At 72.5% G+C, this 22,591-nt stretch carries 24 protein-coding genes and 1 tRNA gene; 14 read left to right on the top strand and 11 right to left on the bottom strand.

Annotation, left to right across the window (positions count from 1 at the left end; translation table 11 throughout):
• The first annotated feature begins 93 nt into the window (after positions 1-93).
• The 4 genes from IO39_RS30485 to IO39_RS30470 all read left to right on the top strand — a co-directional run bounded on the left by IO39_RS30485 (position 94) and on the right by IO39_RS30470 (position 3,067).
• Positions 94-750, top strand: a complete 657-nt coding sequence (locus IO39_RS30485) for a response regulator transcription factor (RefSeq protein ID WP_043630187.1) — start codon at positions 94-96, stop codon at positions 748-750.
• A complete protein-coding gene (locus IO39_RS30480; protein ID WP_084773750.1) occupies positions 747-1,994 on the top strand; it encodes a sensor histidine kinase in 1,248 nt (415 codons plus the stop codon). Before IO39_RS30485 ends, IO39_RS30480 begins: the two co-directional genes overlap by 4 nt.
• Positions 1,995-2,324: 330 nt before the next feature.
• Positions 2,325-2,555, top strand: coding sequence for a hypothetical protein (locus IO39_RS30475; RefSeq protein WP_043630186.1), 231 nt, complete (start codon positions 2,325-2,327; stop codon positions 2,553-2,555).
• Positions 2,556-2,644: 89 nt separating this feature from the next.
• Positions 2,645-3,067: a VOC family protein gene (locus IO39_RS30470; protein ID WP_043630184.1), complete on the top strand. Its 423-nt coding sequence runs from the start codon at positions 2,645-2,647 to the stop codon at positions 3,065-3,067.
• A 4-nt stretch (positions 3,068-3,071) separates the two neighbouring features.
• On the opposite strand, the gene IO39_RS30465 is transcribed toward IO39_RS30470, so the two are convergent.
• Positions 3,072-3,713: a hypothetical protein gene (locus IO39_RS30465; RefSeq protein ID WP_157549088.1), complete on the bottom strand. Its 642-nt coding sequence runs from the start codon at positions 3,711-3,713 to the stop codon at positions 3,072-3,074.
• Between the two features lie 280 nt (positions 3,714-3,993).
• Positions 3,994-4,407 (bottom strand): RidA family protein, encoded by a 414-nt coding sequence (locus tag IO39_RS30460; protein WP_043630181.1) that lies wholly within the window; start codon positions 4,405-4,407, stop codon positions 3,994-3,996.
• A gap of 56 nt (positions 4,408-4,463) precedes the next feature.
• Between IO39_RS30460 and IO39_RS55010 the strand changes: the two genes are divergently transcribed.
• The gene (locus tag IO39_RS55010; RefSeq protein WP_157549086.1) at positions 4,464-4,643 is read left to right on the top strand and encodes a hypothetical protein; all 180 of its coding nucleotides are present in this window, start codon (positions 4,464-4,466) and stop codon (positions 4,641-4,643) included.
• 60 nt (positions 4,644-4,703) lie between these two features.
• Here the strand turns inward: IO39_RS55010 and IO39_RS30455 are convergent.
• Positions 4,704-4,777: transfer RNA gene (locus IO39_RS30455), tRNA-Lys, on the bottom strand.
• Between the two features lie 110 nt (positions 4,778-4,887).
• Here IO39_RS30455 and IO39_RS30450 point away from each other — a divergent pair.
• Together IO39_RS30450 and IO39_RS30445 are read left to right on the top strand one after the other, a co-directional pair.
• Complete coding sequence (locus tag IO39_RS30450; RefSeq protein ID WP_043630180.1) at positions 4,888-5,727, top strand: AAA family ATPase; 840 nt, start codon at positions 4,888-4,890, stop codon at positions 5,725-5,727.
• On the top strand, positions 5,720-7,096 hold the full coding sequence (locus IO39_RS30445; protein WP_043630179.1) for a vWA domain-containing protein: 1,377 nt from the start codon (positions 5,720-5,722) through the stop codon (positions 7,094-7,096). The genes IO39_RS30450 and IO39_RS30445 overlap by 8 nt, the downstream gene beginning before the upstream one ends.
• Positions 7,097-7,135: 39 nt before the next feature.
• Here the strand turns inward: IO39_RS30445 and IO39_RS30440 are convergent, their stop codons facing one another.
• Complete coding sequence (locus tag IO39_RS30440; protein ID WP_043630458.1) at positions 7,136-7,906, bottom strand: nuclease-related domain-containing protein; 771 nt, start codon at positions 7,904-7,906, stop codon at positions 7,136-7,138.
• A gap of 173 nt (positions 7,907-8,079) precedes the next feature.
• Between IO39_RS30440 and IO39_RS30435 the strand changes: the two genes are divergently transcribed.
• A complete protein-coding gene (locus IO39_RS30435; protein WP_245642385.1) occupies positions 8,080-8,703 on the top strand; it encodes a TetR/AcrR family transcriptional regulator in 624 nt (207 codons plus the stop codon).
• Between the two features lie 8 nt (positions 8,704-8,711).
• Here the strand turns inward: IO39_RS30435 and IO39_RS30430 are convergent, their stop codons facing one another.
• The 3 genes from IO39_RS30430 to IO39_RS30420 are packed head-to-tail and all read right to left on the bottom strand — an operon-like array spanning position 8,712 to position 12,123.
• Positions 8,712-9,764 (bottom strand): acyl-CoA dehydrogenase family protein, encoded by a 1,053-nt coding sequence (locus tag IO39_RS30430; protein WP_043630178.1) that lies wholly within the window; start codon positions 9,762-9,764, stop codon positions 8,712-8,714.
• Positions 9,761-10,924 (bottom strand): acyl-CoA dehydrogenase family protein, encoded by a 1,164-nt coding sequence (locus IO39_RS30425; protein ID WP_043630176.1) that lies wholly within the window; start codon positions 10,922-10,924, stop codon positions 9,761-9,763. The genes IO39_RS30430 and IO39_RS30425 overlap by 4 nt, the downstream gene beginning before the upstream one ends.
• Positions 10,921-12,123 (bottom strand): acyl-CoA dehydrogenase family protein, encoded by a 1,203-nt coding sequence (locus IO39_RS30420; protein ID WP_043630175.1) that lies wholly within the window; start codon positions 12,121-12,123, stop codon positions 10,921-10,923. The genes IO39_RS30425 and IO39_RS30420 overlap by 4 nt, the downstream gene beginning before the upstream one ends.
• A 106-nt stretch (positions 12,124-12,229) precedes the next feature.
• Here IO39_RS30420 and IO39_RS30415 point away from each other — a divergent pair, with 106 nt between their 5' ends.
• The gene (locus tag IO39_RS30415; protein WP_043630173.1) at positions 12,230-12,820 is read left to right on the top strand and encodes a GNAT family N-acetyltransferase; all 591 of its coding nucleotides are present in this window, start codon (positions 12,230-12,232) and stop codon (positions 12,818-12,820) included.
• 20 nt (positions 12,821-12,840) lie between these two features.
• Positions 12,841-15,327: an nSTAND1 domain-containing NTPase gene (locus IO39_RS30410; RefSeq protein ID WP_043630172.1), complete on the top strand. Its 2,487-nt coding sequence runs from the start codon at positions 12,841-12,843 to the stop codon at positions 15,325-15,327.
• A gap of 93 nt (positions 15,328-15,420) precedes the next feature.
• On the opposite strand, the gene IO39_RS30405 is transcribed toward IO39_RS30410, so the two are convergent.
• Positions 15,421-15,984, bottom strand: coding sequence for a TetR/AcrR family transcriptional regulator (locus IO39_RS30405; protein ID WP_043630170.1), 564 nt, complete (start codon positions 15,982-15,984; stop codon positions 15,421-15,423).
• A gap of 81 nt (positions 15,985-16,065) precedes the next feature.
• Here IO39_RS30405 and IO39_RS30400 point away from each other — a divergent pair, with 81 nt between their 5' ends.
• Positions 16,066-17,202, top strand: a complete 1,137-nt coding sequence (locus IO39_RS30400) for an FAD-dependent monooxygenase (RefSeq protein ID WP_043630168.1) — start codon at positions 16,066-16,068, stop codon at positions 17,200-17,202.
• Here the strand turns inward: IO39_RS30400 and IO39_RS30395 are convergent.
• The 3 genes from IO39_RS30395 to IO39_RS30385 all read right to left on the bottom strand — a co-directional run bounded on the left by IO39_RS30395 (position 17,129) and on the right by IO39_RS30385 (position 19,299).
• Positions 17,129-18,124: a DMT family transporter gene (locus IO39_RS30395; protein ID WP_169789145.1), complete on the bottom strand. Its 996-nt coding sequence runs from the start codon at positions 18,122-18,124 to the stop codon at positions 17,129-17,131. The two genes, IO39_RS30400 and IO39_RS30395, sit on opposite strands and share 74 nt — an antisense overlap.
• Before the next feature lie 281 nt (positions 18,125-18,405).
• Entirely contained in the window at positions 18,406-18,780 is a 375-nt protein-coding gene (locus IO39_RS30390; RefSeq protein WP_043630166.1) for a VOC family protein, read from the bottom strand.
• Positions 18,781-18,954: 174 nt separating this feature from the next.
• On the bottom strand, positions 18,955-19,299 hold the full coding sequence (locus IO39_RS30385) for a hypothetical protein (RefSeq protein ID WP_043630165.1): 345 nt from the start codon (positions 19,297-19,299) through the stop codon (positions 18,955-18,957).
• Between the two features lie 150 nt (positions 19,300-19,449).
• Between IO39_RS30385 and IO39_RS30380 the strand changes: the two genes are divergently transcribed.
• The 3 genes from IO39_RS30380 to IO39_RS30370 all read left to right on the top strand — a co-directional run bounded on the left by IO39_RS30380 (position 19,450) and on the right by IO39_RS30370 (position 22,494).
• Positions 19,450-20,535 (top strand): acyltransferase family protein, encoded by a 1,086-nt coding sequence (locus IO39_RS30380; RefSeq protein ID WP_052423561.1) that lies wholly within the window; start codon positions 19,450-19,452, stop codon positions 20,533-20,535.
• An 82-nt stretch (positions 20,536-20,617) separates the two neighbouring features.
• A complete protein-coding gene (locus IO39_RS30375) occupies positions 20,618-21,421 on the top strand; it encodes an SAM-dependent methyltransferase (RefSeq protein ID WP_043630164.1) in 804 nt (267 codons plus the stop codon).
• Positions 21,422-21,627: 206 nt separating this feature from the next.
• Positions 21,628-22,494: a DMT family transporter gene (locus IO39_RS30370; RefSeq protein ID WP_043630162.1), complete on the top strand. Its 867-nt coding sequence runs from the start codon at positions 21,628-21,630 to the stop codon at positions 22,492-22,494.
• Positions 22,495-22,591 lie beyond the last annotated feature (97 nt).

Here is a 22,591-nt window from a genome sequence, read left to right as displayed (position 1 = left end):
ACGCCGGAGGCCCGCCGCGGCGGCTTATTCGGAGCAAATGGCGCCTCCGTCACACTCGGCTCTGTAGGCGGAGAGAAGGGTCGAAGAAACGTCATGCGCGTGCTGGTGGTTGAGGACGAGCCGATGCTCGCCGACGCGATTGCCGAGTGGCTGCGTGAGGAGACGCACGCGGTCGATCTGGCGCACGACGGCGAGGCCGCGCTCGAACGGATCGCGGTCAACGACTACGACGTGGTCGTGCTGGACCGGAACCTGCCGCGCGTGCACGGCGACGAGGTCTGCCGGGAGATGGTGGCCTCCGAGTGCGCCGCGCGGGTGCTGATGCTCACCGCCGCCGCCCAGCTCGACGACCGGGTGACCGGCCTGTGCATGGGCGCCGACGACTATCTGACCAAGCCGTTCGCCTTCCCCGAGCTGGCCGCCAGGGTGCTGGCGCTCGGGCGGCGCTCCCGGCCGGCCGCGCCGCCCGTGCTGCGGCGGGCCGGGATCACGCTGGACCCGGCGCGCAGGGAGGTGTTCAGGAACGGGCGGTTCGTCCCGCTGTCGAAGAAGGAGTTCGCGGTGCTGGCCGAGCTGATGCGGGCCGACGGCAACGTCGTCTCGGCCGAGCAGCTCCTGGAGAAGGCGTGGGACGAGCACGCCGACCCGTTCACGGGCGCGGTCCGGCTCACCATACTCAAGCTGCGCCGCAAGCTCGCCGACCCGCCCGTGGTGGAGACCGTGGCCGGCGTGGGGTACCGCATCGCATGAGCAGCCCCCCACCGCCCCCGCCCCCGCCCTCGCCGCGTCCGCCGCTCGCCGTGCGGCCGAGGCCCACGTTGCGGCTGCGGCTCACCCTCGTGTACGGCGCCGTCTTCCTGCTGGCCGGGCTGACCCTGCTCGGCGTCACGTACCTGCTGTTCAACCAGCAGCTCAACCGCACCTTCGAGGACCGATACGTCCCCGAGCCCGGCCGCACCAAGCAGGTGTTCCTGCTCAAGGACGGCGTCGAGCTGCGCGGCGAGGCCGCGGTCGAGTGGTTGCGCGTGCAGGAGCAGAAGGTGCGCAGCGCCGCCGTCACCTCGCTGCTCACCCAGGGCGCCGTCGCGCTCGTCGTGGTCGGCGGCGGGGCCGTGGGGCTGGGCTGGTGGGTGGCCGGCCGGGTGCTGGCCCCGCTGCACCTGGTCACCGACACCGCCCGCAAGATCGCCGCCGCGCCCATGGCCGAGCGGGGCCTGCACGAGCGGATCGCGTTGCAGGGGCCGGAGGACGAGGTCAAGGACCTGGCCGACACGTTCGACACCATGGTGGAGCGGCTCGACCACTCCTTCGACGGCCAGCGCCGCTTCGTCGCCAACGCCTCCCACGAGCTGCGCACGCCGCTGACCCTGAACCGGGCGCTGGTCGAGCTGGCCATGCACCGCCGTACGGCCTCCTCCGACGTCAAGGAGCTGGGCGAGAGCCTGCTGGAGATCAACGCCCGCCACGAGCGCCTCATCGACGGCCTGCTGCTGCTGGCCAGGTCGGAGCAGGAGATCACGGACCGCTCGCCGGTGGACCTGGCCGACGTGGTCACCCACGTCACCGCCCAGACGGCCGCCGACGCCGCCGCGGCCAAGGTCACCGTGTACGAGGCCATCGCCCCCGCCCCCACCACCGGGGACGCGCTGCTGCTCGAACGGCTCGTGCACAACCTGGTGGAGAACGGCATCCGCTACAACCTCGACGACGGCACCGGATGGGTGCGGATCGCCAGCCGTACCGTGTCGGGCGGGAAGGTCGAGGTGGAGGTCGGCAACACCGGGCCGAGCGTACCGCCGTACGACGTGCCGCTGCTGTTCAAGCCGTTCCACCGGCAGGCGGGCGAGCGGGCGGTGACGGGGAAGAGCGCGGGGCTGGGGCTGTCGATCGTGCGGTCGGTGGCGGTGGCGCACGGCGGCGACGTGCGGGCGCGGCCCCGGGAGGGCGGCGGCCTGATCGTCGCCGTCTCCCTCCCCCAGGCCCGCCACTACTGACCCGCCACTGCATGGTCCCGGCCGGTTTCACCTCCCTCGATCCCGGGGGCCGGCGGCGGGCGCGTAGTAGGAGTCGACGGCGGGCTGGCCGGTGTAGTTGGGGCCGGCCCGGTCGTCGGCGCCGAGGTAGCGGTAGGGCAGCTCGGCGGTGCCCCCGGCCGGTGCGGCGGATGCGCCGGGTGCGGCCGTCGTACGCCCACCCCTGCGACCGCAGCGCCGAGGTGAGGCGGCGGCCGGCCGGGACGCCGCCGGGGAGGCGGACGGAGCGGGTGTCGAAGTTCGCCACGAAGAGGCCGTCCTCGGTGAGCCAGCCGGCGGCCCACTTCTCTCATGGCGCATGTCGAACCGCTGCGGGAGGACGACCCGGCGGCAGTGGGGGCGTACCGGCTGCTCGGCCGGCTCGGCTCCGGCGGGCGGGGCACCGTCTCCTCCCGGCCGCTGCTCCCCTCCATCACCTGGAAGCGGGCCGGCGCGTACCGCGTGGTCTTCGAGGTCGTCTCCCCCGGGCGCATGCAGAAGAGCATGACGGTGAACATCTGTGACTTCGAGCAGGGCTGGTGACGCGGACGGGCACCCGGAAAGTGTTCGTCTGACCGGCTCCGGGTACCTACAGTGATCATCGGGCGCCGCACCACCGGAAGGAACCCCGGATGACCATGCTCCCCCGCTTCCACCTCGCCGTCCCCGTGGACGACCTGGACGCCGCCCGCCGCTTCTACGGCGAGCTGATTGGCTGCGCCCAGGGCCGCAGCTCGGACCGGTGGATCGACTGGAACCTGCACGGCCACCAGTTCGTCACCCACCTGGCCCCGTCGCGCCGGGAGGAGCAGGCGCACAATCCGGTGGACGGCCATGACGTGCCGATCCCCCACTTCGGGCTGCTCCTGACGATCCCGGAGTTCCACAAGCTGGCCGACCGGTTCCGGGAGGCGGGCGTGGCGTTCGTCATCGAGCCGTACCTGCGTTTCGAGGGGCTGCCCGGCGAGCAGTGGACGATGTTCCTGCTGGACCCGGCGGGCAACGCCCTGGAGTTCAAGGCGTTCGCGGACGACTCGCAGGTGTTCGCCGTCTAGGAGTTCAGAGGCCGAAGGCCGCGCGGGTCCACGCGTACTGGGCTTCCAGGATCTCGCCCAGCAGGTCGAAGAGCGTGCCCTCCGGGTCGTCGCCGACCCGCTGCGGCGGGGCGTGCTCGCCGGACGGGCTCCGCTCGGCCATCAGGAGCACCCGGCCGTCCGCCCGGTCCACGCCGAGCCCGACCGACGCCTCCCGCGCGCCGGCGCACGCCTCCGCGTCGCCTTCGTGGTAGTAGCCCTCGACCAGGTTCTCCCACAGGGCGCGGGCGGGCGGGCTCTGCTCGGGGCTGAACGCCCGCCCCGAGAACACGATCACCATGGCGTCCGCGCGCAGCAGGACCGCCATCCGCCGGTGCGTCTCGTCGAACGTGCCCTCCGGCGGCACAGGCTGCGACCGCAGCGACTCGGCGAGCATGCGCAGCACGTGGCTCAGGTCGTGATCGGCCGCCCCCCGGTCCATGTCGTACTCCAGGAAGCCCACCATCGGGAACGGCGCGTCGGGCAGCGTGTTGTAGCCGAGGAACAGCCGGGGCAGACCCGCCTCCTCCGGCGAGTGGAGCGGCTCCGTCAGCGCTCCGTGCGCCACCTGTCCCAGTGCTCCGCAGCCGTGCTGGGGCAGACCTACAGCCGAGCGAAACATTTTCATGAGCAAATTGTGGCATCCCGATTACCGTTCGTAGCGGGGAACCGGCAAACTCCGGAGGCCCCGGCGGCGCTTCCCGAGGCGTGCCGGCGCTTCCCGAGGCGTGCCGGCGCTTCCCGAGGCGTGCCGGCGCTTCCCGAGGCGTGCCGGCGCTGGCGTGCCGGCGCTTCCCGAGGCGTGCCGGCGCTTCCCGAGGCGTGCCGGCGCTTCCCGAGGCGTGCCGGCGCTTCCCGAGGCGTGCCGGCGAACAGGATCGAGGTCGCCGGCACGCACGGCGGGTCCGTCACTCGGAGCCCGGGATCACCGCCACCGCCTCGACCTCGACGAGCTGGTCGTTGTACCCCAGCACGGTGACGCCCAGCAACGTGCTCGGCACGTCATGCTCGCCCATGTACTCCCGGTACACCTGCCACGCCTTCACCAGGTCCTCCTGCTTGGAGGAGGCCACGTACACGGTCGTCTTGACGACGTCGGTCAGGGACGCGCCCGCGCCTTCGAGGGCCGTGACGAGGTTGCGCATCACCTGGTGGGCCTGCCCCGCGTAGTCACCCACGGCCACCGTCTCGCCGTCGATGTCGAGCGGGCAGGCGCCCGCCACCCAGATGGCACGCATCGGGGCGTCCACGGCGGCGGCATAGGCGTACTCAACGGTCTGGGCAAGCTGGTCATTACGAATCAGTCGAACACCTGTAGTCATGGCCTGTTTCCTACCATCTCGCCCCCGACGACCGCCTCCGGTTTTGCCGCCGCCGGATGACGCCCGCACGGACGATCCCCCAGACGGCCACGCTGACCACGACCACCGGCGACACCGGCGACACCGGCGACGACACGTCCGCGACGCCCACCGACACCGGCGCCGAGGTGCCGTCGGGCGACGGGAGTGGAACAGGAGCTCACCCTGGAGGGCATCGGCCCCCGGAGGTGACCTGACGCCGGCGGCTCCGGAAACCGGAAAACCCAGCCCGGCAAGCCGGACTGGGTTTCGTGCGGTGCGCCGCCAGGGACTCGAACCCCGGACCCGCTGATTAAGAGTCAGCTGCTCTGACCAACTGAGCTAGCGGCGCTGGCAGGAAGGAATATACCGGTGATCCGCATCCTGGTCGAATCGGAATTCCCGGGACCCCACCCGCTAGAATAAAGTTCGGCTCACAGGCTCCGGCAGACAGGATCATGCATGTTCGACTCGCCCGCCGACGTGACGGAGCGGCTCGCCGCCGTGGACTACCTCTCCGACGACGCCATCTCCACCTCCGTGTTCCTGGCCGCGGCGCTGGGCAAGCCGCTGCTGGTCGAGGGCCCGGCGGGGGTCGGCAAGACCCAGCTCGCCAAGGCGGTGGCCCTGACGACCGGGTCCGACCTGGTCAGGCTCCAGTGTTACGAGGGCCTCGACGAGGCCAGGGCCCTGTACGAGTGGAACTACAAGAAGCAGCTCCTGCGCATCCAGGCCACCAGCGCCGACGACGACATCTTCAGCGAGGAGTTCCTGCTGGAGCGGCCGCTGCTCAAGGCCATCAGGTCCGACCGGCCGACCGTGCTGCTCATCGACGAGACCGACAAGGCCGACGTCGAGGTCGAGGGGCTGCTGCTGGAGCTGCTGTCCGACTTCCAGGTGACGATCCCCGAGCTGGGCACGATCGCCGCCACGCGCAGGCCCTACGTGGTGCTGACCTCCAACGCCACCCGCGAGCTGTCCGAGGCGCTCAAGCGGCGCTGCCTCTACCTGCACCTCGAATACCCCACCCCCGAGCGCGAGCGCGACATCGTGCTGGCCCAGGTGCCGCGGCTGCGGGCCGAGCTGGCCGAGCAGCTCGCCAGGACGGTGGCGACGCTGCGCGCGCTGGAGCTGAAGAAGGCCCCGTCCGTGGCCGAGACCGTCGACTGGGCCAACACGCTGCTCGCGCTCGGGCGGGCCGAGCTGGACGAGGCGACCGTGGCCGGCACGCTGGGCGTGGTGCTCAAGCACGCCTCCGACCACGCGCGGGCGATCAAGGAGCTGGGACTGCCCGATGCCTGAGCAGCCGTCCCTGGTGGATCGGCACGTCGGGTTCGTGCACGCGCTGCGCGAGGCCGGGGTGCCGGTGTCGGTCGCCGAAGGGCTGGACGCGGCCAACGCGCTGCGGGCGATCGAGCTGGCCGACCGCGAGTCGCTGCGGGCCGCGTACGCCGCCACGCTGGTCAAGAAGCCCGCCTACCGGCCGGGGTTCGACGTGCTGTTCGACCTGTGGTTCCCGGCGACCACCACCGGGCTGGGCGCCGCCGGGCGGGCCGCCGCCCGGATCGACCCGATGACGGCCGAGGTCAAGGAGCTGCGCGCGTACCTGGCCGAGCTGCTGACCGGCTCGACCGAGCCGGAGCTGCGCGCGTTCGCCCAGGCCATGGTGGAGCGGTTCGGCCGGCAGGAGGCCGGCCCCGGCCGGCAGAACTGGTTCTCCTACAGCGTCCTGCGCGCCCTGTCCCCCGAGACGCTGATGGCGGGCATCCTGCGCGAGGTGCTGCAGGGTCACGAGCGCGGCGGGCTGGCGGAGAAGACCGCGCGCCGGCGGGTCAACGCCGGGATCAGGCGCTTCGAGGAGGCCGTGGCCACCGACGTGCGCCGGCGCATCGCCGAGGACGCGGGCATCGAGCGCATCGCCCGCTCGGCCGTGCGCCCGCCGCTCGACCAGGTCGACTTCCTGCGCATCACCAAGGCCGACCTGGCCCGGCTGCGCCGCGAGGTGCACCCGCTGGCCCGGCGCCTGGCCGCCCGCCTGACCATCCGGCACCGGAAGGGCAGGCGCGGCAGGCTCGACTTCCGCAGGACCGTGCGCGCCTCGCTGCAGAGCGGCGGCGTGCCGCTGACCACCCACTTCAAACCGCCCCGGCCGCACAAGCCCGAGCTGGTCGTCCTCTGCGACACCAGCGACTCGGTCTCGTCGTTCGCGCACTTCACGCTGCTGCTGACGTACGCGCTGCGGGAGCAGTTCACGAAGGTGCGGGCGTTCGGGTTCGTGGACACGGTGGACGAGATCACCCGGTTCTTCCTGCCGGGCGCCGACGTGGTCGAGGCGATGACCAGGCTGGCGAACGAGGCCGACATGGTGCGCTTCGGCCGCACGAACTACGGCCACTCGCTGGAGCGCTTCGCCGAACGGTACGGCGACGCGATCGGCCCCAAGACGTCGCTGCTGATCCTGGGCGACGCCCGCTCCAACTACCAGCCGCCCGCCCTGGACGTGCTGAAGTCGCTGGCGTCCAGGGCCCGCCACGCCTACTGGCTCAACCCTGAGCCGAGGGCGCAGTGGGACACGGGCGACTCGGTCGCCGGCGACTACGGCACGGTGGTGCCCATGTTCGAGTGCCGCAACGTCGCCCAGCTGACCGCGTTCATCGAGACGCTGGCCTAGAAGCCGGCCCGCCGGTCGGCCGGCTCTCCAGGTCAGCCGTCAGACCCGCTGCAGCTCGCGGGCGGCGGTGCGGGCCAGCAGCTCGATCTGCGCGTCGTTCAGCACGCCGCCGTCGGCCGCCCTGATCCACCTGGCCGCCGTGCGCGGGCGCAGCAGCGTCAGGCCCTCCGCCTGCACCACGGGACGGCCCTTGGGCAGGATGCCGCAGTGCACCGCGATCATGGGCGTGATGGTCACCGGGACGCCGGTCTCGCGCGTGAGCAGCTCGGCGAACGCCTCGGCCCGCTCGACCAGCGCCTTGGCGGTCTTGCTGCCGTATTTCTCGCCGAAGAACAGCCGGCCCGCGTAGCAGGCGATCTCGATGTCCGGGGGCCACGACTCGTTGTCGACGATCCAGACCCCGCCGGGGCCGATCACGATGTGGTCGATGGAGGCCTGGCCGCGGATGGCCCGGCCGTCGAGGACCTGGTAGCCGTGGCGGCGCAGCCCTCTGCGCAGCACCCGGCCGGTGATCAGCTCGCCGCGGCGGGCGCCCCGCCACACCGCGGTGCGGTAGAACGAGTACCAGTCGAGGAGCCAGTCACCGCCGTAGACCAGGCCCGCGAGCAGCAGGCCGGTGAGCGCGGACGCGCCCGCGAGCTCGAAGCGCAGGCCCAGCGCCACGCCGATGACGAAGCCCACGCCGGCCTTGACGTAGCGCAGCTTGCGACGGTTGGGGGCGTCTTCTCGCCAGAACTTCTCGTACCACCACTGCGGGGAAGACCCTGTGTATTTCTCGTTGGGCTGCACATAGATAGAGCCACCGGGCACGGCAAACTCCCCGAATGAGTAGATGTTGTGCAGGATCTGCCACGCCGAAGATCCCTCGCCGGTCAAGAGATACCCGCTCCCCAACCAAGGTGAGCCTAAGGTGACGGAATTAGTACCCGCAAGCCCATCAACCGACCAGTCGGTATGCTAAGGCGGTGACCAAGGGGGACCATGTGAAAGAGGAACCGGTCAGGCAGCGCCTGCTGGCCGAGGCCACCCGGCTGTTCGCCGAGCGCGGCTTCGAGAGTACCTCGGTACAGGAGATCGTCTTGGCGGCGGGTGTCACCAAAGGCGCTATGTACCACTATTTCGACTCAAAAGATGATCTGCTGCACGAGATCTACGCCCGGGTGCTGCGCATGCAGATGGAGCGGCTCACCCAGATCGCCGACGGCACGGGCACCGTCAAGCAGCGCCTGCACCGGGCCGCGGCCGACGTCGTGGAGACGACGGCCGCCAACCTCGACGACTCGAAGATCTTCTTCAGGTCGATCCACCTGCTCGCGCCCGAGACGCAGAAGACGGTCCGCGCCGAGCGCCGCCGCTACCACGAGCGCTTCCGCGCGCTCGTGGCCGAGGGGCAGCGCGCCGGCGTCTTCAGCGACCGCGTCCCGGCCGAGCTGGTCGTGGACTACTTCTTCGGCTCGGTGCACCACCTGGGCACCTGGTTCCACGCGGACGGCCCGCTGACCGGCGCCCAGGTGGGCAGACACTTCGCCGACCTGCTGCTCGCCTCACTCGGCGCCGCCCCGGAAACCCCGTCCGGAGCCGCGCCCGAAGCGATTCCCGGAGCCTGAGCCGGGCCTCACTCGGCGCCGGGGGCGGGGACCCCGACGAGTGAGGCCAGGGCCTCCCGGTGGTCGCCGGGCGTGCCGAGCGCGATCTCGGCGGCCTTCGCGCGCTTGAGATAGAGGTGCACGGGGTGCTCCCACGTCATCCCGATGCCGCCGTGGAGCTGCAGGGCCTCCTCCGCCACGCGCACGGCCACGCCCGCGTTCCACGACGCGGCCACGGCCACCGAGACCGACGACGCGTCGGCGACCGCGTTCCTGGCGGCGGCCCTGGCCCGCACCACGTCCAGCCACAGGTCCGCCAGCCGGTGCTTGATCGCCTGGAACGAGCCGATCGGCCGGGCGAACTGGTGCCGCTCCTTGACGTAGGCCAGCGTCGTGTCCAGGCACCACTCGGCCACGCCGAGCTGCTCGGAGGCCAGCAGCCCGGCCCCGAAGCGCAGCACCGCGGCCACGTCGCAGGCGCCCACCCGCCGGGCCGGCGTCCTGGCGAACGTCACCGTGGCCACCGGCCTGGTCAGGTCGAGCGAGGGCACGACCGTGACCGGGGCGCCCTCGACCGCGTACAGGTCGCCGTCCACGGGAACCAGCAGCACGTCGGCCACGTCCGCGCCGGCCACACCGGAGACCGTGCCCGACAGCCGCCCGTCACCGTCCACGGTCACCGACGAGCCGCGCGCGGGCGCGTACGGCGACGCGGCGAACGACACGGCCAGCGCCGCCGTCCGCCGCCCCTCGGCCAGCTCCCCGAGCAGCGCGTCCCGCGTCGGCAGCAGCGCCCGCGTGGCCAGCACCGAGCTGGTGAAGAACGGCACCGGCGCCACCGACCGGCCCAGCTCCTCCAGCACCACGGCCGCCTCGCCGGGCCCGGCGCCGGCGCCGCCCAGCTCCTCGGGGATCAGCAGCCCGGCCACGCCGATCTCGCCGGCCAGCGTCTTCCACAGGTCCAGGTCGTTCGGCTCGGACTCCACGCGCTGCAGCACCGCGGCGGGCGGGCAGCGGTCGGCGAGCAGGCCGCGTACGGAGGACCTGAGCTCCTCCTCGACCTCGGAGTACAGCAGCGTCATCGCGGCAGGTCCTTCCAGGGCACGTCCTTGTCGATACGGGGTTCGGAGGGCAGGCCGAGCACCCGCTCGGAGATGATGTTGCGCAGGATCTCGGAGGTGCCGCCCTCGATGGAGTTGCCCTTGGCCCGCAGGTAGCGGTAGCCGGGGCCGCGGCCGAAGAAGTCGACGTCCTCCGAACGCCGGAAGGCCCAGTCGTCGTAGCCCAGGTCGCGCAGGAACTCCACGTCGAACCCGGTCAGCTCCTGGTTCAGCTTGGCGAACGCCAGCTTCATCCCCGACCCCTCGGGCCCCGGCTGCCCCGCGGCGAGCTGCTCGCGCAGCCGCGCCCCCGACAGGCGGGTGGCCTCCGCCTCCACCCACAGCGCCAGCAGCCGCTGGTGCAGCTCGTGCGTGCGCAGCTCGGGATGCTCGCGCCAGGCCGACACCACCGAGGCCATCACGCCGCCGCCGCGCCGCGTGGGGGCGCCGCCGATGGCGACCCGCTCGTTCATCAGCGTGGTCTGCGCCACCCGCCAGCCGTCGCCCACCTCGCCCAGCCGCAGGTCGTCGGAGAGCCGCACCCCGGTCAGGAACACCTCGTTGAACTCGGCCTCGCCGGTGATCTGCCGCAGCGGCCGCACCTCGACGCCGGGGGCGTGCATGTCGCACACGAAGTACGTCAGCCCGCGGTGCTTGGGCACGTCGGGGTCGGTGCGCGCGACGAGGATGGCCCACCGGGCGTGGTGGGCGCCGGACGTCCACACCTTCTGGCCGTCCACCACCCACTCGTCACCGTCCCTGACCGCCCGGGTCGCCAGCGTGGCGAGGTCGGAGCCGGCGCCGGGCTCGCTGAAGAGCTGGCACCAGATCTCCTCCCCCGTCCACAGCGGCCGCAGGAAGCGGCGCTGCTGCTCGGCGGTGCCGAACGCCAGGATCGTCGGCGCCGCCATGCCCAGCCCGATGGCCTGCTTGCCGCTGTTGAGCTGGGGCGTGTCGGCCAGCTCCCGCTCCACGACCTGCTGCAGCTCGCGCGGAGCCCCCAGCCCGCCGAGCCCCTCGGGGAACCACACCCAGGCCAGCCCGGCGTCGAACCTGGCCCGCAGGAACTCCAGGCGGTCCCCGCCCGGGTCGTGCTCCTCCAGGAACGCGGCCACGCGCTGGTTGATGTCCGTTTCGTTCACATCCACCTCTTCAGTTCGCGATACGCCAGCGACCGCTTGTGGACCTCGTCGGGGCCGTCCGCGAGGCGCAGCGAGCGGGCGCCCGCCCACAGCGCGGCCAGCGGGAAGTCCTGGGAGACGCCGCCCGCGCCGTGCACCTGGACGGCCTTGTCGAGGATCCACTCCACGGTGATGGGAGTGGAGATCTTGATGGCCTGGATCTCGGTGTGGGCGCCCTGGTTGCCCACCGTGTCCATGAGCCAGGCGGTCTTCAGCACGAGCAGGCGGGCCTGCTCGATGCGGATGCGGGACTCGGCGATCCAGTCCTGGACCACGCCCTGCTGGGCGACGGGCTTGCCGAAGGCGGTCCTGGCCAGCGCCCGCCTGCACATCAGCTCGACCGCGCGCTCGGCCATGCCGATCAGGCGCATGCAGTGGTGGATGCGGCCGGGGCCGAGCCTGGCCTGGGCGATGGCGAAGCCGCCGCCCTCCTCGCCGATGAGGTTCTCCTTCGGCACGCGGACGTCCTCGAACACGATCTCGGCGTGCCCGCCGTGGTCGGCGTCGGTGTAGCCGAAGACGTGCATGCCGCGCTTGACGTGCACGCCGGGGGTGTCGCGGGGGACGAGGATCATGCTCTGCTGCCGGTGCTTGGGCGCGTCGGGGTTCGTCTTGCCCATGACGATGAAGATCTTGCAGTTGGGGTTCATCGCGCCGGAGATGAACCACTTGCGGCCGTTGATGACGTACTCGTCGCCGTCGCGGGCGATGGAGGTGGCGATGTTGGTGGCGTCGGAGGAGGCCACGTCGGGCTCGGTCATCGCGAACGCCGAGCGGATCTCGCCGTCGAGCAGCGGGCGCAGCCACTCCTCGCGCTGCCACTCGCTGCCGAACATGGACAGCACTTCCATGTTGCCCGTGTCGGGGGCGGCGCAGTTGGTGGCGGCGGGGGCGAGGGCGGGGCTGCGGCCCATGATCTCGGCCAGCGGGGCGTACTGGAGGTTCGTCAGGCCGGCGCCGTGCTCCCCCGGGAGGAACAGGTTCCACAGGCCGCGCTTCCTGGCCTCGTCCTTCAGGTCCTCGAGCAGCGGCGGCGGGCTCCAGCCGCTGGTCTCCGCCTGCTCCTCGAAAGCGGCTTCGGCGGGATAGACGCATTCGTCCATGAAGCGGAGCAGGCGCTCGCGCAGGTCCTCGGTGACTTTGTCGAAGGCGAAGTCCATGGCGCTGAGCCTACCGACCGGCCGGTATGAGTGTCGACAGGTGGTTCCCCGTAAAAGTGGTCAGGTGGCCATAAAAGTGACGCGTGTGGTTCCGTAGGGTTCCCTCATGACCGCAAAGCTGCCCGCGCCCGTGGTGCTCGAGAACGACGTCGTCCGGCTCGAGCCGCTGACCATGGACCACGTACCCGACCTGTTCGCCGCCGGAGGCGGGGACGAGGAGCTGTGGCGCTGGCTGCCCATAGACGCCCCGCGCTCGGAGGCGGAGCTGGCCAAGACGGCCAGGAAGCTCATCGACGACGACGTCCACGTGCCGCACGCCGTCGTGGCGAAGGAGAGCGGCCGGGCGGTCGGCTGGACCACGTACTGCGACGTGCCCGGCTTCGACGAGAGCATCGAGATCGGCTGGACCTGGTACGGCCGGGCCGTCTGGCGCACGGCCGTCAACACGAGCTGCAAGCTGCTGCTGATCGACCACGCCTTCTCGCTCGGCTACAACCGCGTCGTGCTCAAGACCGACCACCTCAACCTCCGCTCCCAGAACGCCATCAGGCGCATCGGCGGCGTGCACGAGGGCACCCTGCGCCGCCACCGCAAGAGGACCGACGGCACCTGGCGCGACACCGTCTATTTCGGCATCCTCGAAGAGGAGTGGCCGCAGCACCGTGATCGTCTGAGGAACCGCTTGAACCTTTCGTAGAGGGGCGGCGTCTGATCTGCATGACCGATCGGCTGGGAGGCTATTGGCTCGGCGCCCGGCTCGACGGCGGCGGGCAGGTGATCGTCCGTGAGGCGTACGACGAGTCGGGCACGCGCCATGCGCTGGGCCTGCCCTGCCTGCCCGACGCCGGGGCCAGGGCGGGGCTCGCCGCCCGCGCCGAGGCCGCCGGGCGCGTGCGCTCGCTGTCGGTGGCCACGCTGACCGAGGTCCGCCTCGACGGCGAGCCTCCCTACCTGGTCAGCGAGTACATCGCGGGGCCCACCCTGCGCCGCGCGGTGGAGCGGCACGGCCCCTACGCCGGCGACGACCTCTACCGGCTGGCCGCCGCCACGGCCACGGCGCTGGCGGCCGTGCACGAGGCGGGCGCGACGCACGGGGCGCTGACCCCGGACAAGGTCGTCCTCGGGGCCGAGGGGCCCCGGCTGGTCGGGCTGGGGCTGGCCGGCGACTGCGGCGGGCCGGCCGCGGACGTGCACGCCTGGGGGCGGCTGCTGCTGTTCGCCGCGTACGGGCCCGACCGGCGGGCCGGCACCGGCGAGCGCCTCGACCGCCCCTTACGCCAGCTCGTCGCCGCCGCGCTGGACCGCGACCCCGAACGCCGCCCGAGCGCCCGCCAGCTCCTCATGTCCCTCCTCGACGTCCCCCAGTCCCAGCAGGGCCGATTACTTCCCCCCGAGCCCATCGACGACCCGCCGCTCGGCGCCCGCGCCGAGGCCGTCTACCTGGGGCTCAGCCCGGCGGAGCAGGACCTGGTGCCGGACGTGTTCCTGCGGCTGGTGGGCGTCGACTCCGACGGCCGCGACACCGTCGTCTCCGTGAGCAGGGACGAGCTGGTGGCCGGGCGCGCGGCCGACGAGGTGGCGGCCATCGGCGGGGTGCTGGCGGCGTACGCGAAGGCGGGCCTGATCACCGAGCGCACCCCGCCGCTCCCCGCTCCGGACGGCGCCGCGGGCCAGGAGGGTGCGGGCGAGGAGGGGGCCGGGCGGGCGGCGATCACGCACGCGGCGCTGTTACGGGCCTGGCCGCGGCTGCGCGAGTGGCTGGACGGCGAGCGGGAGGGGCTGGCCGTGCACCGCGAGCTGGCGGAGGCGGCCCGGCGGTGGGAGGCGGGCGGGCGGGACGAGGCGCGGCTGCTGGAGGGGGAGCCGCTGGACAAGGCGCTGGCGTGGGCGGCCGGCGGGCGGCGGCGGGTGACATTGAGCGCGGGCGAGCAGACGTTCCTCGACGCGGCGCTCGCGCGGGTGCGCAGCAGGGCGCGCAGGCGGCGCACGACCATGGCGGGCCTGCTGTCGGCGGCCCTGGTGGCGGCGCTGACGGCCGTTCTGCTGGCGCTGTGGCAGCACGGCGTCGCCGACGGGCGGCTGAACGAGGCGATGGCCGCGGTGGCGGCGTCGCGGGCCGAGGCGCTGCGGGCCGCCGACCCGGTGACGGCGCGCCGGCTGAGCCTGGCCGCGTACCTGCTGGCGCCGGTCCCCCAGGCGCGGCGGGCGCTGACGGCGCACGACCCGGCGGTGGCGGTGCTCGCCGACCCGCACGCGGGCCCGCGCACCCTGCACGCCGTCACCGCCGACGGCGGCACGCTGGCGGCCCTGGACGAGGGCACGCTGCGCCTGTACGACGTCGCCTCCGGCCGCCTGCTGGCCACCTCCCCCGGCCCGGCGCAGAGCGTGCGGGCGATGGCCTGGTCGCCGGACGGTCACACGCTGGCGCTGGTCGGGGTCGATCGCTCGTACCTGTACGACCTGCGCACCCGGACCATGGGCCGCCCCTTCGGGCGGGGCCTGGGCGCGCCCGGCGAGCAGGAGGCGTGGTTCAGCCCCGGAGGCGGGCTGCTGTTCGCGGCGGCCAGGCAGTCGGGCGAGCGGTGGGCGTGGGACCTGCGGGCGCGCCGCGCCGCGCACGTCGGCCGGTACGTGGTGGCCGGCCCCTACGACCGCAGCGTGCTGGTGTTCGACGGCAGGCGCTCGGTCATCGAGCGGTTCGGCCGCTCCGAGCCGGCGCCCTGGCTGGACCGGATGCCCTGGGAGTACACGACGTTCGCGCCCGACGGGCAGCGGGTGGCCATCGCCGAGGAGAACGGCATCCAGATCTACGGCCTAGACGGCGTGCCCGCGCGCACCGCCCGGCTGCGGCCCTCGCCCGGCCGGCTGCTGTTCAGCCCGGACGGGCAGCTCCTGGTCAGCACCGACAACGAGCGGGTCAGGGTGTGGCGGCTCGACAGGGGCGCGCTGCTGGCCGACCGGCAGGTCCCGGCCGCGGCCGACCGGCCCGCGCAGGCGGCGATCTCGGGGGACGGCCGGTGGCTGCGCGTCCTGGCCGGGCGCGGCACGGTCCTGACCATCGACCTGGCCCGCCGCTCCCCGCCGGCGTCCCCGGCCGATCCGGTCGCGGCCTCGATCGCGGAAGTGTGCCGGCGGTACGGCCCCCTCACCCCCGAGGAGTGGCGTCGGCACCTGCCCGAGGTGCCCTACCGCCAGACGTGCTGAACATGGGACCTGCCCCTGGACCCTGGCGCGACCTGACCGAACAACCAGCCCCGGGCCTCACCCGCCCCTCTCCACCGCCCACGGCCCGGCCGCTCAAGCGGGCGGGTGGAGCAGGCCTGAGAGGAGGGCGCGCAGGGCTGCTTCGAGTTGGGGGACGGTGGGGACGGGGCCCGCGCCGGCGATGGCGTCGAACATCAGGCCCTCGCCGAAGGCCACCAGGGTGTGGGCGTGGCGCACCGGGTCACGGGACCCCATGGCGGCCAGCATGGCGACGGCCGGGTCGCGGAAGCGGCGGCCGGCCGCGTCGTAGATCCGGCGCAGCTCCGGGCGTCTGGTCGCCTCCAGGGCCAGCTCGTAGCGGGCCAGGGTGCGGCGGCGGTCCATGAGCTGGACGTGCAGGGCCTCGGCCATGCGGGCCGGCAGGACGGACAGCTCGTACGACTCCTCCCCGTAAGCCCCCGCCAGCGCCCGCATCTCCAGCTCGGTGAGCCGGGACAGCGTCAGCTCCAACAGCGCGGCCCTGGTGCGGGCCAGGTTGGAGGTGGAGCCGGGGGGCAGGCCGGCGGCCTCGTCCACGGCGCGGTGGGTGAGGCCGCGCATGCCCCGCTCCGCCAGCAGGGTGATGGCCGTGTCGGCGACGAGGTCTGAGCGCTTCACGGAACCAGATACTACAGGGGTAGTGAGGCCGCACTACAGGCGTAGTAGGCTGACACTACAGGCGTAGTTCCAGGAGGAGTCATGGGAAGAGCTGTGGTGATCGGCGGGGGCGTGGGCGGGCTGACCGCCGGGGTGGCGCTGCGCCGCAAGGGGTGGGACGTGACCGTGCTGGAGCGCGCCCCCGCGATCGAGCCCGTCGGGTCGGGGCTGGCGATCTCCGCCAACGCGCTCAAGGCGCTCGACGTGCTCGACCTGGGCGACCGGGTGCGCGCCTCGGCCACCGCCGAGGGGCGGCTCGGGCTGCGCCGCGCGGACGGGCGCTGGATGACGCACACCACGGAGGAGGACGCGGGCGCGCGGTACGGCGACTCGGTGGCCGTCATGTTGCGGGCCACGCTGATGGAGGTGCTCATCGACGCCCTCGGCCGCGAGCGCCTGCGGCTGGACACGACGGTCTCGGAGGTGGACCCCGGCAGGGGCGTCGTACGGACCGGGGCGGGCGACCTCGACGCCGACCTCGTCGTGGCGGCCGACGGCATCCACTCGGCGACCCGGCGCGCGCTCTTCCCCGGGCACCCGGGCCCGGTCTACTCAGGGGTGACGGCCTGGCGCGGTCTCATCCCGCGCGGCGATCTGGCGGTGCCCCGGTCGGAGAGCTGGGGCAGGGGCACGGTCTTCGGCATCCACCTGCTGGCCGGCGACGTCGTGTACGTCTACGCCACCGACGTGCTGCCCGCCGGCACCGTGTTCGCCGACGAGCGCGCGGAGCTGCTGCGCAGGTTCGGCGACTGGCACGACCCGATCCCCGCCCTGCTGCGGGCGGCCGATCCGGCCCGAATCATCCGCAACGACGTCTACCACGCCGCCCGGCCGCTGCCCGCCTTCCATCGGGGCAGGGTCGCGCTGGTCGGGGACGCGGCGCACGCGATGACGCCCAACCTCGGGCAGGGCGCCTGCCAGGCCATCGAGGACGCGGTCGTGCTGGCCCACCTGGCGGACGGCGACCTGGCCGCCTACAGCGCGGCCCGCATGGCGCGGACCGCGAAGATCGTGCGGCGGTCGTGGACCCTGTGCCGGATGACCAAGCTGCGCAACCCGCTGGCGGTGCGGCTGCGTGACCTGGGGCTGTCGGCGGCGGCCCGGCTCAGCCCAGATCTGATGTTGCGGTCGATGGACGAGCTGCTGCGCTGGCGTCCACCGACGGCTGCTGGACGGTGACCACCCGCTCCAGCGGCTGCCCGGCCGGAGAAGCGGCGACCGGAGAAGCGGTGGGCGGGACCGGGGCGGCGGCCGGGCGAGGATCGGGGGCGGCCGGCTTGTTGTGGTGGTCGGGGGTGAGCCGGCCGAGCGTGATCGTGCCAGCGATGGTCAGCGCGGCGGCCAGCACGGCGGGCACGGCCGTCGAGGGGTCGGTCGGCAGCGGCTCGCCGAGCAGGATCGCCCCCGCCAGCACGCTGGTGATCGGGTCGATGACCTGCACGCCGGCGTAGGCGATGCCGAAGTAGCCCACGGCGTACGACCGCTGCAGCAGCACCACCGCGCAGATCAGCAGCACGGGCACGGCCAGCGTGAACCAGTGGATCAGCCGCCCCCAGTCGCCCTCCATCCCGCCGCCGATCACCCGGACGAACGTGGACACGCTCGCGGTCACCGCCCCCGCGCCCACGGACAGCAGCATGGCCTTGGCGGGGCCGTGGACCCTGCTCGCGATCGCCTGCGTGCCCAGCGCGACGGCCGCGATCACGCCGATGAAGCCGAGCGCCGCGCCGTCGCCCAGCCGGGGCGGGACGTTGTGCGGGGGCACCAGCAGCATGAGCCAGAGCAGGCCCACGGCGACGGCGATCGAGCCGAGGATCTCGGCGCGGTAGGGCCTGCGCCCGTACATGAACGCGGCCAGCGGCACCGCGAACACCAGCGTGGCCACGCTGATCGGCTGGACGGCGACCAGCGGCGCGAAGCTGAGCGCCACGGCGTGCAGGCACGCTCCCGTGAAGCTGATGATGCCGCCGACCCACCAGCGGGGGCGTCTGACCAGCTTGAGCGAGGCGCCCTCGGCCACCACTTCGTACTGCTGGATCGCGGCGCCGAGCGCGTAGCCCAGGGCTCCGGCCAGGGCGATGAGCATGCCGACCCAGGTCATCGCGGCCCGCGCAGGGGCAGGGATCCTTTCAAGAGCATTGCTCCAGCTTAAGAGGCCGGAGAGACTCCAGAATCATCCTTTAGGCCAAAATGTCGGTAGATGCGGCCTTCGACCTGCACGAACATGTGGCGCTTCCTTGAGCCCGGACTAAACGTAGCGCCCGTGGCCCGGAGCCGGTTGCTTCACGGGCTGCTTCACGGGCTGCTTCACGGGCTGCTTCACGGGGCCGGACGCGACTCCTCGCCGCCCGCCGCCCGGGCCGGACGTGCCCCGCGGTCCGGCTAGGACTCCGAAGGGCAGACGCAGAACAGGTGGCCCTCCGGGTCCCGCAGGACGATCCAGCGCACGCCCTCCTCGGTGACGCCGGGCTGGAACTCGGGCCGGGTGGCCCCCAGCGCGACGTACTCCTCGGCCGCCCGCGCCACGTCCGGCACCCGGAAGTCGAGGTGGAACTGCTTGTCGGGGCTGGGCCACACGACCGGCTTGCGCTCGGGCACCCGGCCGAAGTAGATGCTGGTGACGCCGTCGGTGATGGCGGCGTACTCGTCCTCCGCGTAGGTGATCTCCCACCCGGTGACCTCGTGGTAGAAGGCGGCCAGCGCCCGGGGGTCGGCGCAGTCGATGCTGAAGGCCAGAAGTTTCGCTTTCGTCGTCATGCGGCCAGCGTTCCAGCCGTACCTGTCACCTGCTGTCAGGTACGCCGGCGGATCCGCCGCGCACGTCACAGGACCGCACACCACAGGGCCGCACACCACAGGGCCGCGCACCGCAGGGCCGCGCACGCCAGAGGGCCGCGCCCGAAGGCGCGGCCCTCCTCTTGCGGCCTGGACTCACCCAGGGAAGCGGCGGTAGTAGTCACCGAGCCGCGTCCGGTATTCGGGTTCCTTGAACCTGCCCTCGTCGAACTCGGGCGCGTCCTTGATCTCGGCCTTCGTACGTGACACGAACACGTTGCGTTCCTGGGGATCGATGCTCGTGATCACCTGGGCCGGGAGCATGACCTTCTTACCGAAGATCCACGGACCGGTGTCGACGATGAGGTAGCTCTCGCCCACCTCGTACGTCGCCTCGTCGACGGAGCCGATCTTTCCGTCCGTCGCCTGGACGTGGTAGCCCACGAGGTCCAGTGCCTGCCCGCGGTCATAGACGTCAGGTCGATAGTCCCAGAGCTCCATAGGTGCTCGTTCCTCTCTTCTTTCGTCTTGTCGGGCGTACAGGCAACTACCCGTCGAAATTTATGTAAACCCGCAAGAATCTCTTTGACGTTCTGCAACCATTCATCAAGCTGACCGCGCCACCCTCTCCCCATCAGAAAGGAGACCCCCGTGCGAACCCGTCCGGAACGGCTCTACGAGATCGACGGGCTCCGGTTGCTGGCGGCGCTGTGCGTGGTGCTGTACCACTACCTGTTCTCCGGCTGGGCCGGCGGCAAGACCACGGTGACGTTCGTGGCCGAGAGCGCCTGGGCGAAGTACGGCTACCTGGGCGTCGACCTGTTCTTCCTGATCAGCGGGTTCGTGGTGCTCATGAGCGCGTGGGGCAGGACCCCGCGGCAGTTCGTGGTCTCGCGGGTGGTGCGGCTCTATCCGGCGTACTGGGTGGGGATCGCGATCACCGCGCTGGTGACCGTCGCGTTAGGACAGGGCCTGTTCCAGGTGTCGTGGACGCAGGTGCTGGCCAACCTGACGATGTTCCAGGCCGTGCCCAACATCGAGAACGTGGACGTCGTCTACTGGACGCTCTGGGCCGAGATGCGCTTCTACCTGCTCATCCTGGTCTTCACCTGGATCGGGATGACGCGCGGCCGGATCATGGCGGGGCTGTGGGCCTGGCTGGGGCTGACGTTCCTGGTGCAGTTCGGCGTGCTGCCGGGGGTCGCCGACCTGATCGTGCAGTCCGAGTTCGCGCACTACTTCATCGCCGGGATGGCGCTGTTCATGCTCTACCGGTTCGGGCTGGAGTGGCAGATCGCGCTGCTGGTGCCGATCTGCCTGGGCAACGCGGTCTACCGCGCCATCGGGTACGCCGAGGCGGTCGGCGAGCGCTACTCCGTGACGTACTCGCCGGCCGTCATCACGGCCGTGGTGGTGCTGATCTTCCTGGTGATGACGTTCGTGGCGCTGCGGGTCACGCGGGTGCTGGCCAGGCCGGGGCTGGTGACGGCGGGCGCGCTCACGTACCCGCTGTACCTGATCCACGCGCACGTCGGCTTCATCCTCTTCGCCCGGCTGGAGGGCTCGGTCGACAAGTACGTGCTGCTCGTCGCGGTGACCGCGGTCATGCTGGTGGCGGCGTACCTGATGCACCGGTTCGTGGAGCGGCCGCTCGCGCCGCGACTCAAGCGGTGGTTGTCCAAGCGGGAGCCCGCGCACGCCGCGGGCCCGGCACGCACCCCCGACAGGGTGACCTGACTCTCCTGACAACCGATCGCCAGTCCGGGCGCGGGAGTCGCGGGTGTGGATACGATCCGCGCAACGGGCGAGAGGAGGTCGGATGAGCGCCGAGTGGGCTCCTCCGGGGGTGGACCCCGAGCGGGCCAGCATCGCCCGGGTGCACGACGCGCTGCTGGGCGGCACGGAGAACTTCGCCTCCGACCGCTCGGTGGCGCGCAAGCTGAAGGCCGCGGTGCCCGAGGTGGTGGACCTCGTCTGGTGCAACCGCGCCTTCATCGGCCGGGTGGTCGACTTCCTGGTACGCGAGGCGGGCATCCGGCAGATCATCGACCTCGGCTCCGGGCTGCCCACGGTCGAGAACACCCATGAGGTCGCGCAGTTCGCCGACCCCACGGCCCGGGTGGTCTACGTGGACATCGACCCCATGGTGGAGCCGCACGCCCGCGCCATCCTGGCCGGCAACGACCGCGCCGACGCCATCACCGCCGACGCCCGCGACGTGGACGGCGTGCTCGGCCACCCGGCCGTGCGGCGGCTGATCGACCTGTCGCAGCCCACGGCGATCCTGGCCATCGGGCTGCTGCACCTGTTCTCCGACCGGGAGAACCCGCACGCGCTCGTCCGGGCGTACGCCGACGCGCTGCCGCGGGGCGGCTACCTGGCCCTGTCCAACTTCCTGGCCTCGGACAACCCCAAGGCCAAGGCGCTGCAGGTGATGCTGCAGGCCACCATGGGCACCGGCCACTTCCGCGACCGGGCCTCGATCGAGCGCTTCTTCGACGGCCTGGCGCCGGTGGAGCCGGGCGTGGTGCACTTTCCCGAGTGGCACCCCGACGAGCGCATCCCCGGCCCTCTGGCGCCCTGGGAGGAGCTCCTCCTCGGCGGCGTCGCCCGCAAACCCTGAACCACCGGCCCGGCCGCGAACGTGCGCGGCGGCCTCGGCTGGACGGCCGCTAAAGTACATGTCATGACACGGCGTCTGATCTGCTCCCCGCCTCCCGCCCGCTAGCGGGCGGCATTCCCTGAGCTCTCCGGGTCCGACGGATCCGGGGGTGGTCGCTGCCCGCGCACCGGGCCCATTCCGACCACTCCACCCGGAGAACTCCTGTCATGACCCATGTCTCCGCCCGGCGGGGCGCCGTCTACGTCTCCGTGGCCGCCACCGCCTGGGGCACCGGCGGCGCCGCCGGATCCCTGCTGTTCGAGACCGGCGGGCTCGGCCCCGTCGGCGTGTCCCTGTGGCGCTACCTGCTCGGCGCCGCCTTCCTCCTCGTCCTGGCCCGCCGCGCCCCGCGCGCCTGGAACGGGCGCGTGCTGCTGGTCGGCGCCGGGATGGCCGTCTACCAGACCGCCTACTTCGCCTCCATCGCGCACGCGGGCGTGGCCCTGGCGACCGTGGTGACGATGGGCGCCACCCCCGTCTTCACCGCGCTCGGCAGCCGCTTCCTGCTGCGCGAGCGGCTCGGCCGGGTCGCGCTCGGCTCCCTGGCCGCCGCGCTGGCCGGGCTCGTCCTGCTCACCGGCGAGAGCGTGCTGCGGGCCGACGCGTCCGCCGCCGCCGGCATCGCCCTCGCCCTGACCTCCGCCGCCGGGTACGCCGGCGTCACGCTGCTGTCCCGGCGGGGCGGCGACGACGACGCGCGGGCCGCGGCCATCGGCGGGTTCGTCGTGGGCGCGGTGTGCCTGGCGCCGTTCGCGCTGGCCGAAGGGGTGGTGCCGGAGGTGAGCTGGACGTCGGCGGCGCTGCTGGTCTACCTGGGGGCGGTGCCGACGGCGCTGGCGTACGCGCTGTTCTTCCGCGCGCTGACCGTCCTGCGGGCCACCACCGTGTCGATCATCTCGCTCGGGGAGGCGGTGGGCGCCGCGCTGCTCGGCGTGCTGCTGTTCGGCGAGCACCTGACACCGCTCGCCTGGTGCGGCTGCGCCCTGCTGCTGGCCGCGGTCGCCGTGCTCGCCGCACGGGCCGACACCGCCTGACCCGAGCCGCGCTTCCCGCCCCGGTCCGGCGCGTTCGCCGCGCTGCCCGATGCGGCGTGATGTGACGGGCCGGGGCGTCGGATGAGTTAAGGTCCGG

Origin of the sequence: Nonomuraea candida (genome assembly GCF_000725485.1) — a bacterium.
Taxonomy (GTDB): domain Bacteria; phylum Actinomycetota; class Actinomycetes; order Streptosporangiales; family Streptosporangiaceae; genus Nonomuraea; species Nonomuraea candida.
The sequence above is the reverse complement of the archived record's forward strand: the minus strand, read 5'-3'. Positions and strand labels throughout refer to the sequence as shown.

Excerpts from the sequence above, each read along its gene's own strand:
- IO39_RS30485 (WP_043630187.1), top strand. The coding sequence starts at position 94 with ATGCGCGTGCTGGTGGTTGAGGACGAGCCGATGCTCGCCGACGCGATT.
- IO39_RS30480 (WP_084773750.1), top strand. The coding sequence starts at position 747 with ATGAGCAGCCCCCCACCGCCCCCGCCCCCGCCCTCGCCGCGTCCGCCG.
- IO39_RS30475 (WP_043630186.1), top strand. The coding sequence starts at position 2,325 with ATGGCGCATGTCGAACCGCTGCGGGAGGACGACCCGGCGGCAGTGGGG.
- IO39_RS30470 (WP_043630184.1), top strand. The coding sequence starts at position 2,645 with ATGACCATGCTCCCCCGCTTCCACCTCGCCGTCCCCGTGGACGACCTG.
- IO39_RS30465 (WP_157549088.1), bottom strand. The coding sequence starts at position 3,713 with ATGAAAATGTTTCGCTCGGCTGTAGGTCTGCCCCAGCACGGCTGCGGA.
- IO39_RS30460 (WP_043630181.1), bottom strand. The coding sequence starts at position 4,407 with ATGACTACAGGTGTTCGACTGATTCGTAATGACCAGCTTGCCCAGACC.
- IO39_RS55010 (WP_157549086.1), top strand. The coding sequence starts at position 4,464 with ATGACGCCCGCACGGACGATCCCCCAGACGGCCACGCTGACCACGACC.
- IO39_RS30450 (WP_043630180.1), top strand. The coding sequence starts at position 4,888 with ATGTTCGACTCGCCCGCCGACGTGACGGAGCGGCTCGCCGCCGTGGAC.
- IO39_RS30445 (WP_043630179.1), top strand. The coding sequence starts at position 5,720 with ATGCCTGAGCAGCCGTCCCTGGTGGATCGGCACGTCGGGTTCGTGCAC.
- IO39_RS30430 (WP_043630178.1), bottom strand. The coding sequence starts at position 9,764 with ATGACGCTGCTGTACTCCGAGGTCGAGGAGGAGCTCAGGTCCTCCGTA.
- IO39_RS30420 (WP_043630175.1), bottom strand. The coding sequence starts at position 12,123 with ATGGACTTCGCCTTCGACAAAGTCACCGAGGACCTGCGCGAGCGCCTG.
- IO39_RS30415 (WP_043630173.1), top strand. The coding sequence starts at position 12,230 with ATGACCGCAAAGCTGCCCGCGCCCGTGGTGCTCGAGAACGACGTCGTC.
- IO39_RS30410 (WP_043630172.1), top strand. The coding sequence starts at position 12,841 with ATGACCGATCGGCTGGGAGGCTATTGGCTCGGCGCCCGGCTCGACGGC.
- IO39_RS30400 (WP_043630168.1), top strand. The coding sequence starts at position 16,066 with ATGGGAAGAGCTGTGGTGATCGGCGGGGGCGTGGGCGGGCTGACCGCC.
- IO39_RS30395 (WP_169789145.1), bottom strand. The coding sequence starts at position 18,124 with ATGACCTGGGTCGGCATGCTCATCGCCCTGGCCGGAGCCCTGGGCTAC.
- IO39_RS30390 (WP_043630166.1), bottom strand. The coding sequence starts at position 18,780 with ATGACGACGAAAGCGAAACTTCTGGCCTTCAGCATCGACTGCGCCGAC.
- IO39_RS30385 (WP_043630165.1), bottom strand. The coding sequence starts at position 19,299 with ATGGAGCTCTGGGACTATCGACCTGACGTCTATGACCGCGGGCAGGCA.
- IO39_RS30375 (WP_043630164.1), top strand. The coding sequence starts at position 20,618 with ATGAGCGCCGAGTGGGCTCCTCCGGGGGTGGACCCCGAGCGGGCCAGC.
- IO39_RS30370 (WP_043630162.1), top strand. The coding sequence starts at position 21,628 with ATGACCCATGTCTCCGCCCGGCGGGGCGCCGTCTACGTCTCCGTGGCC.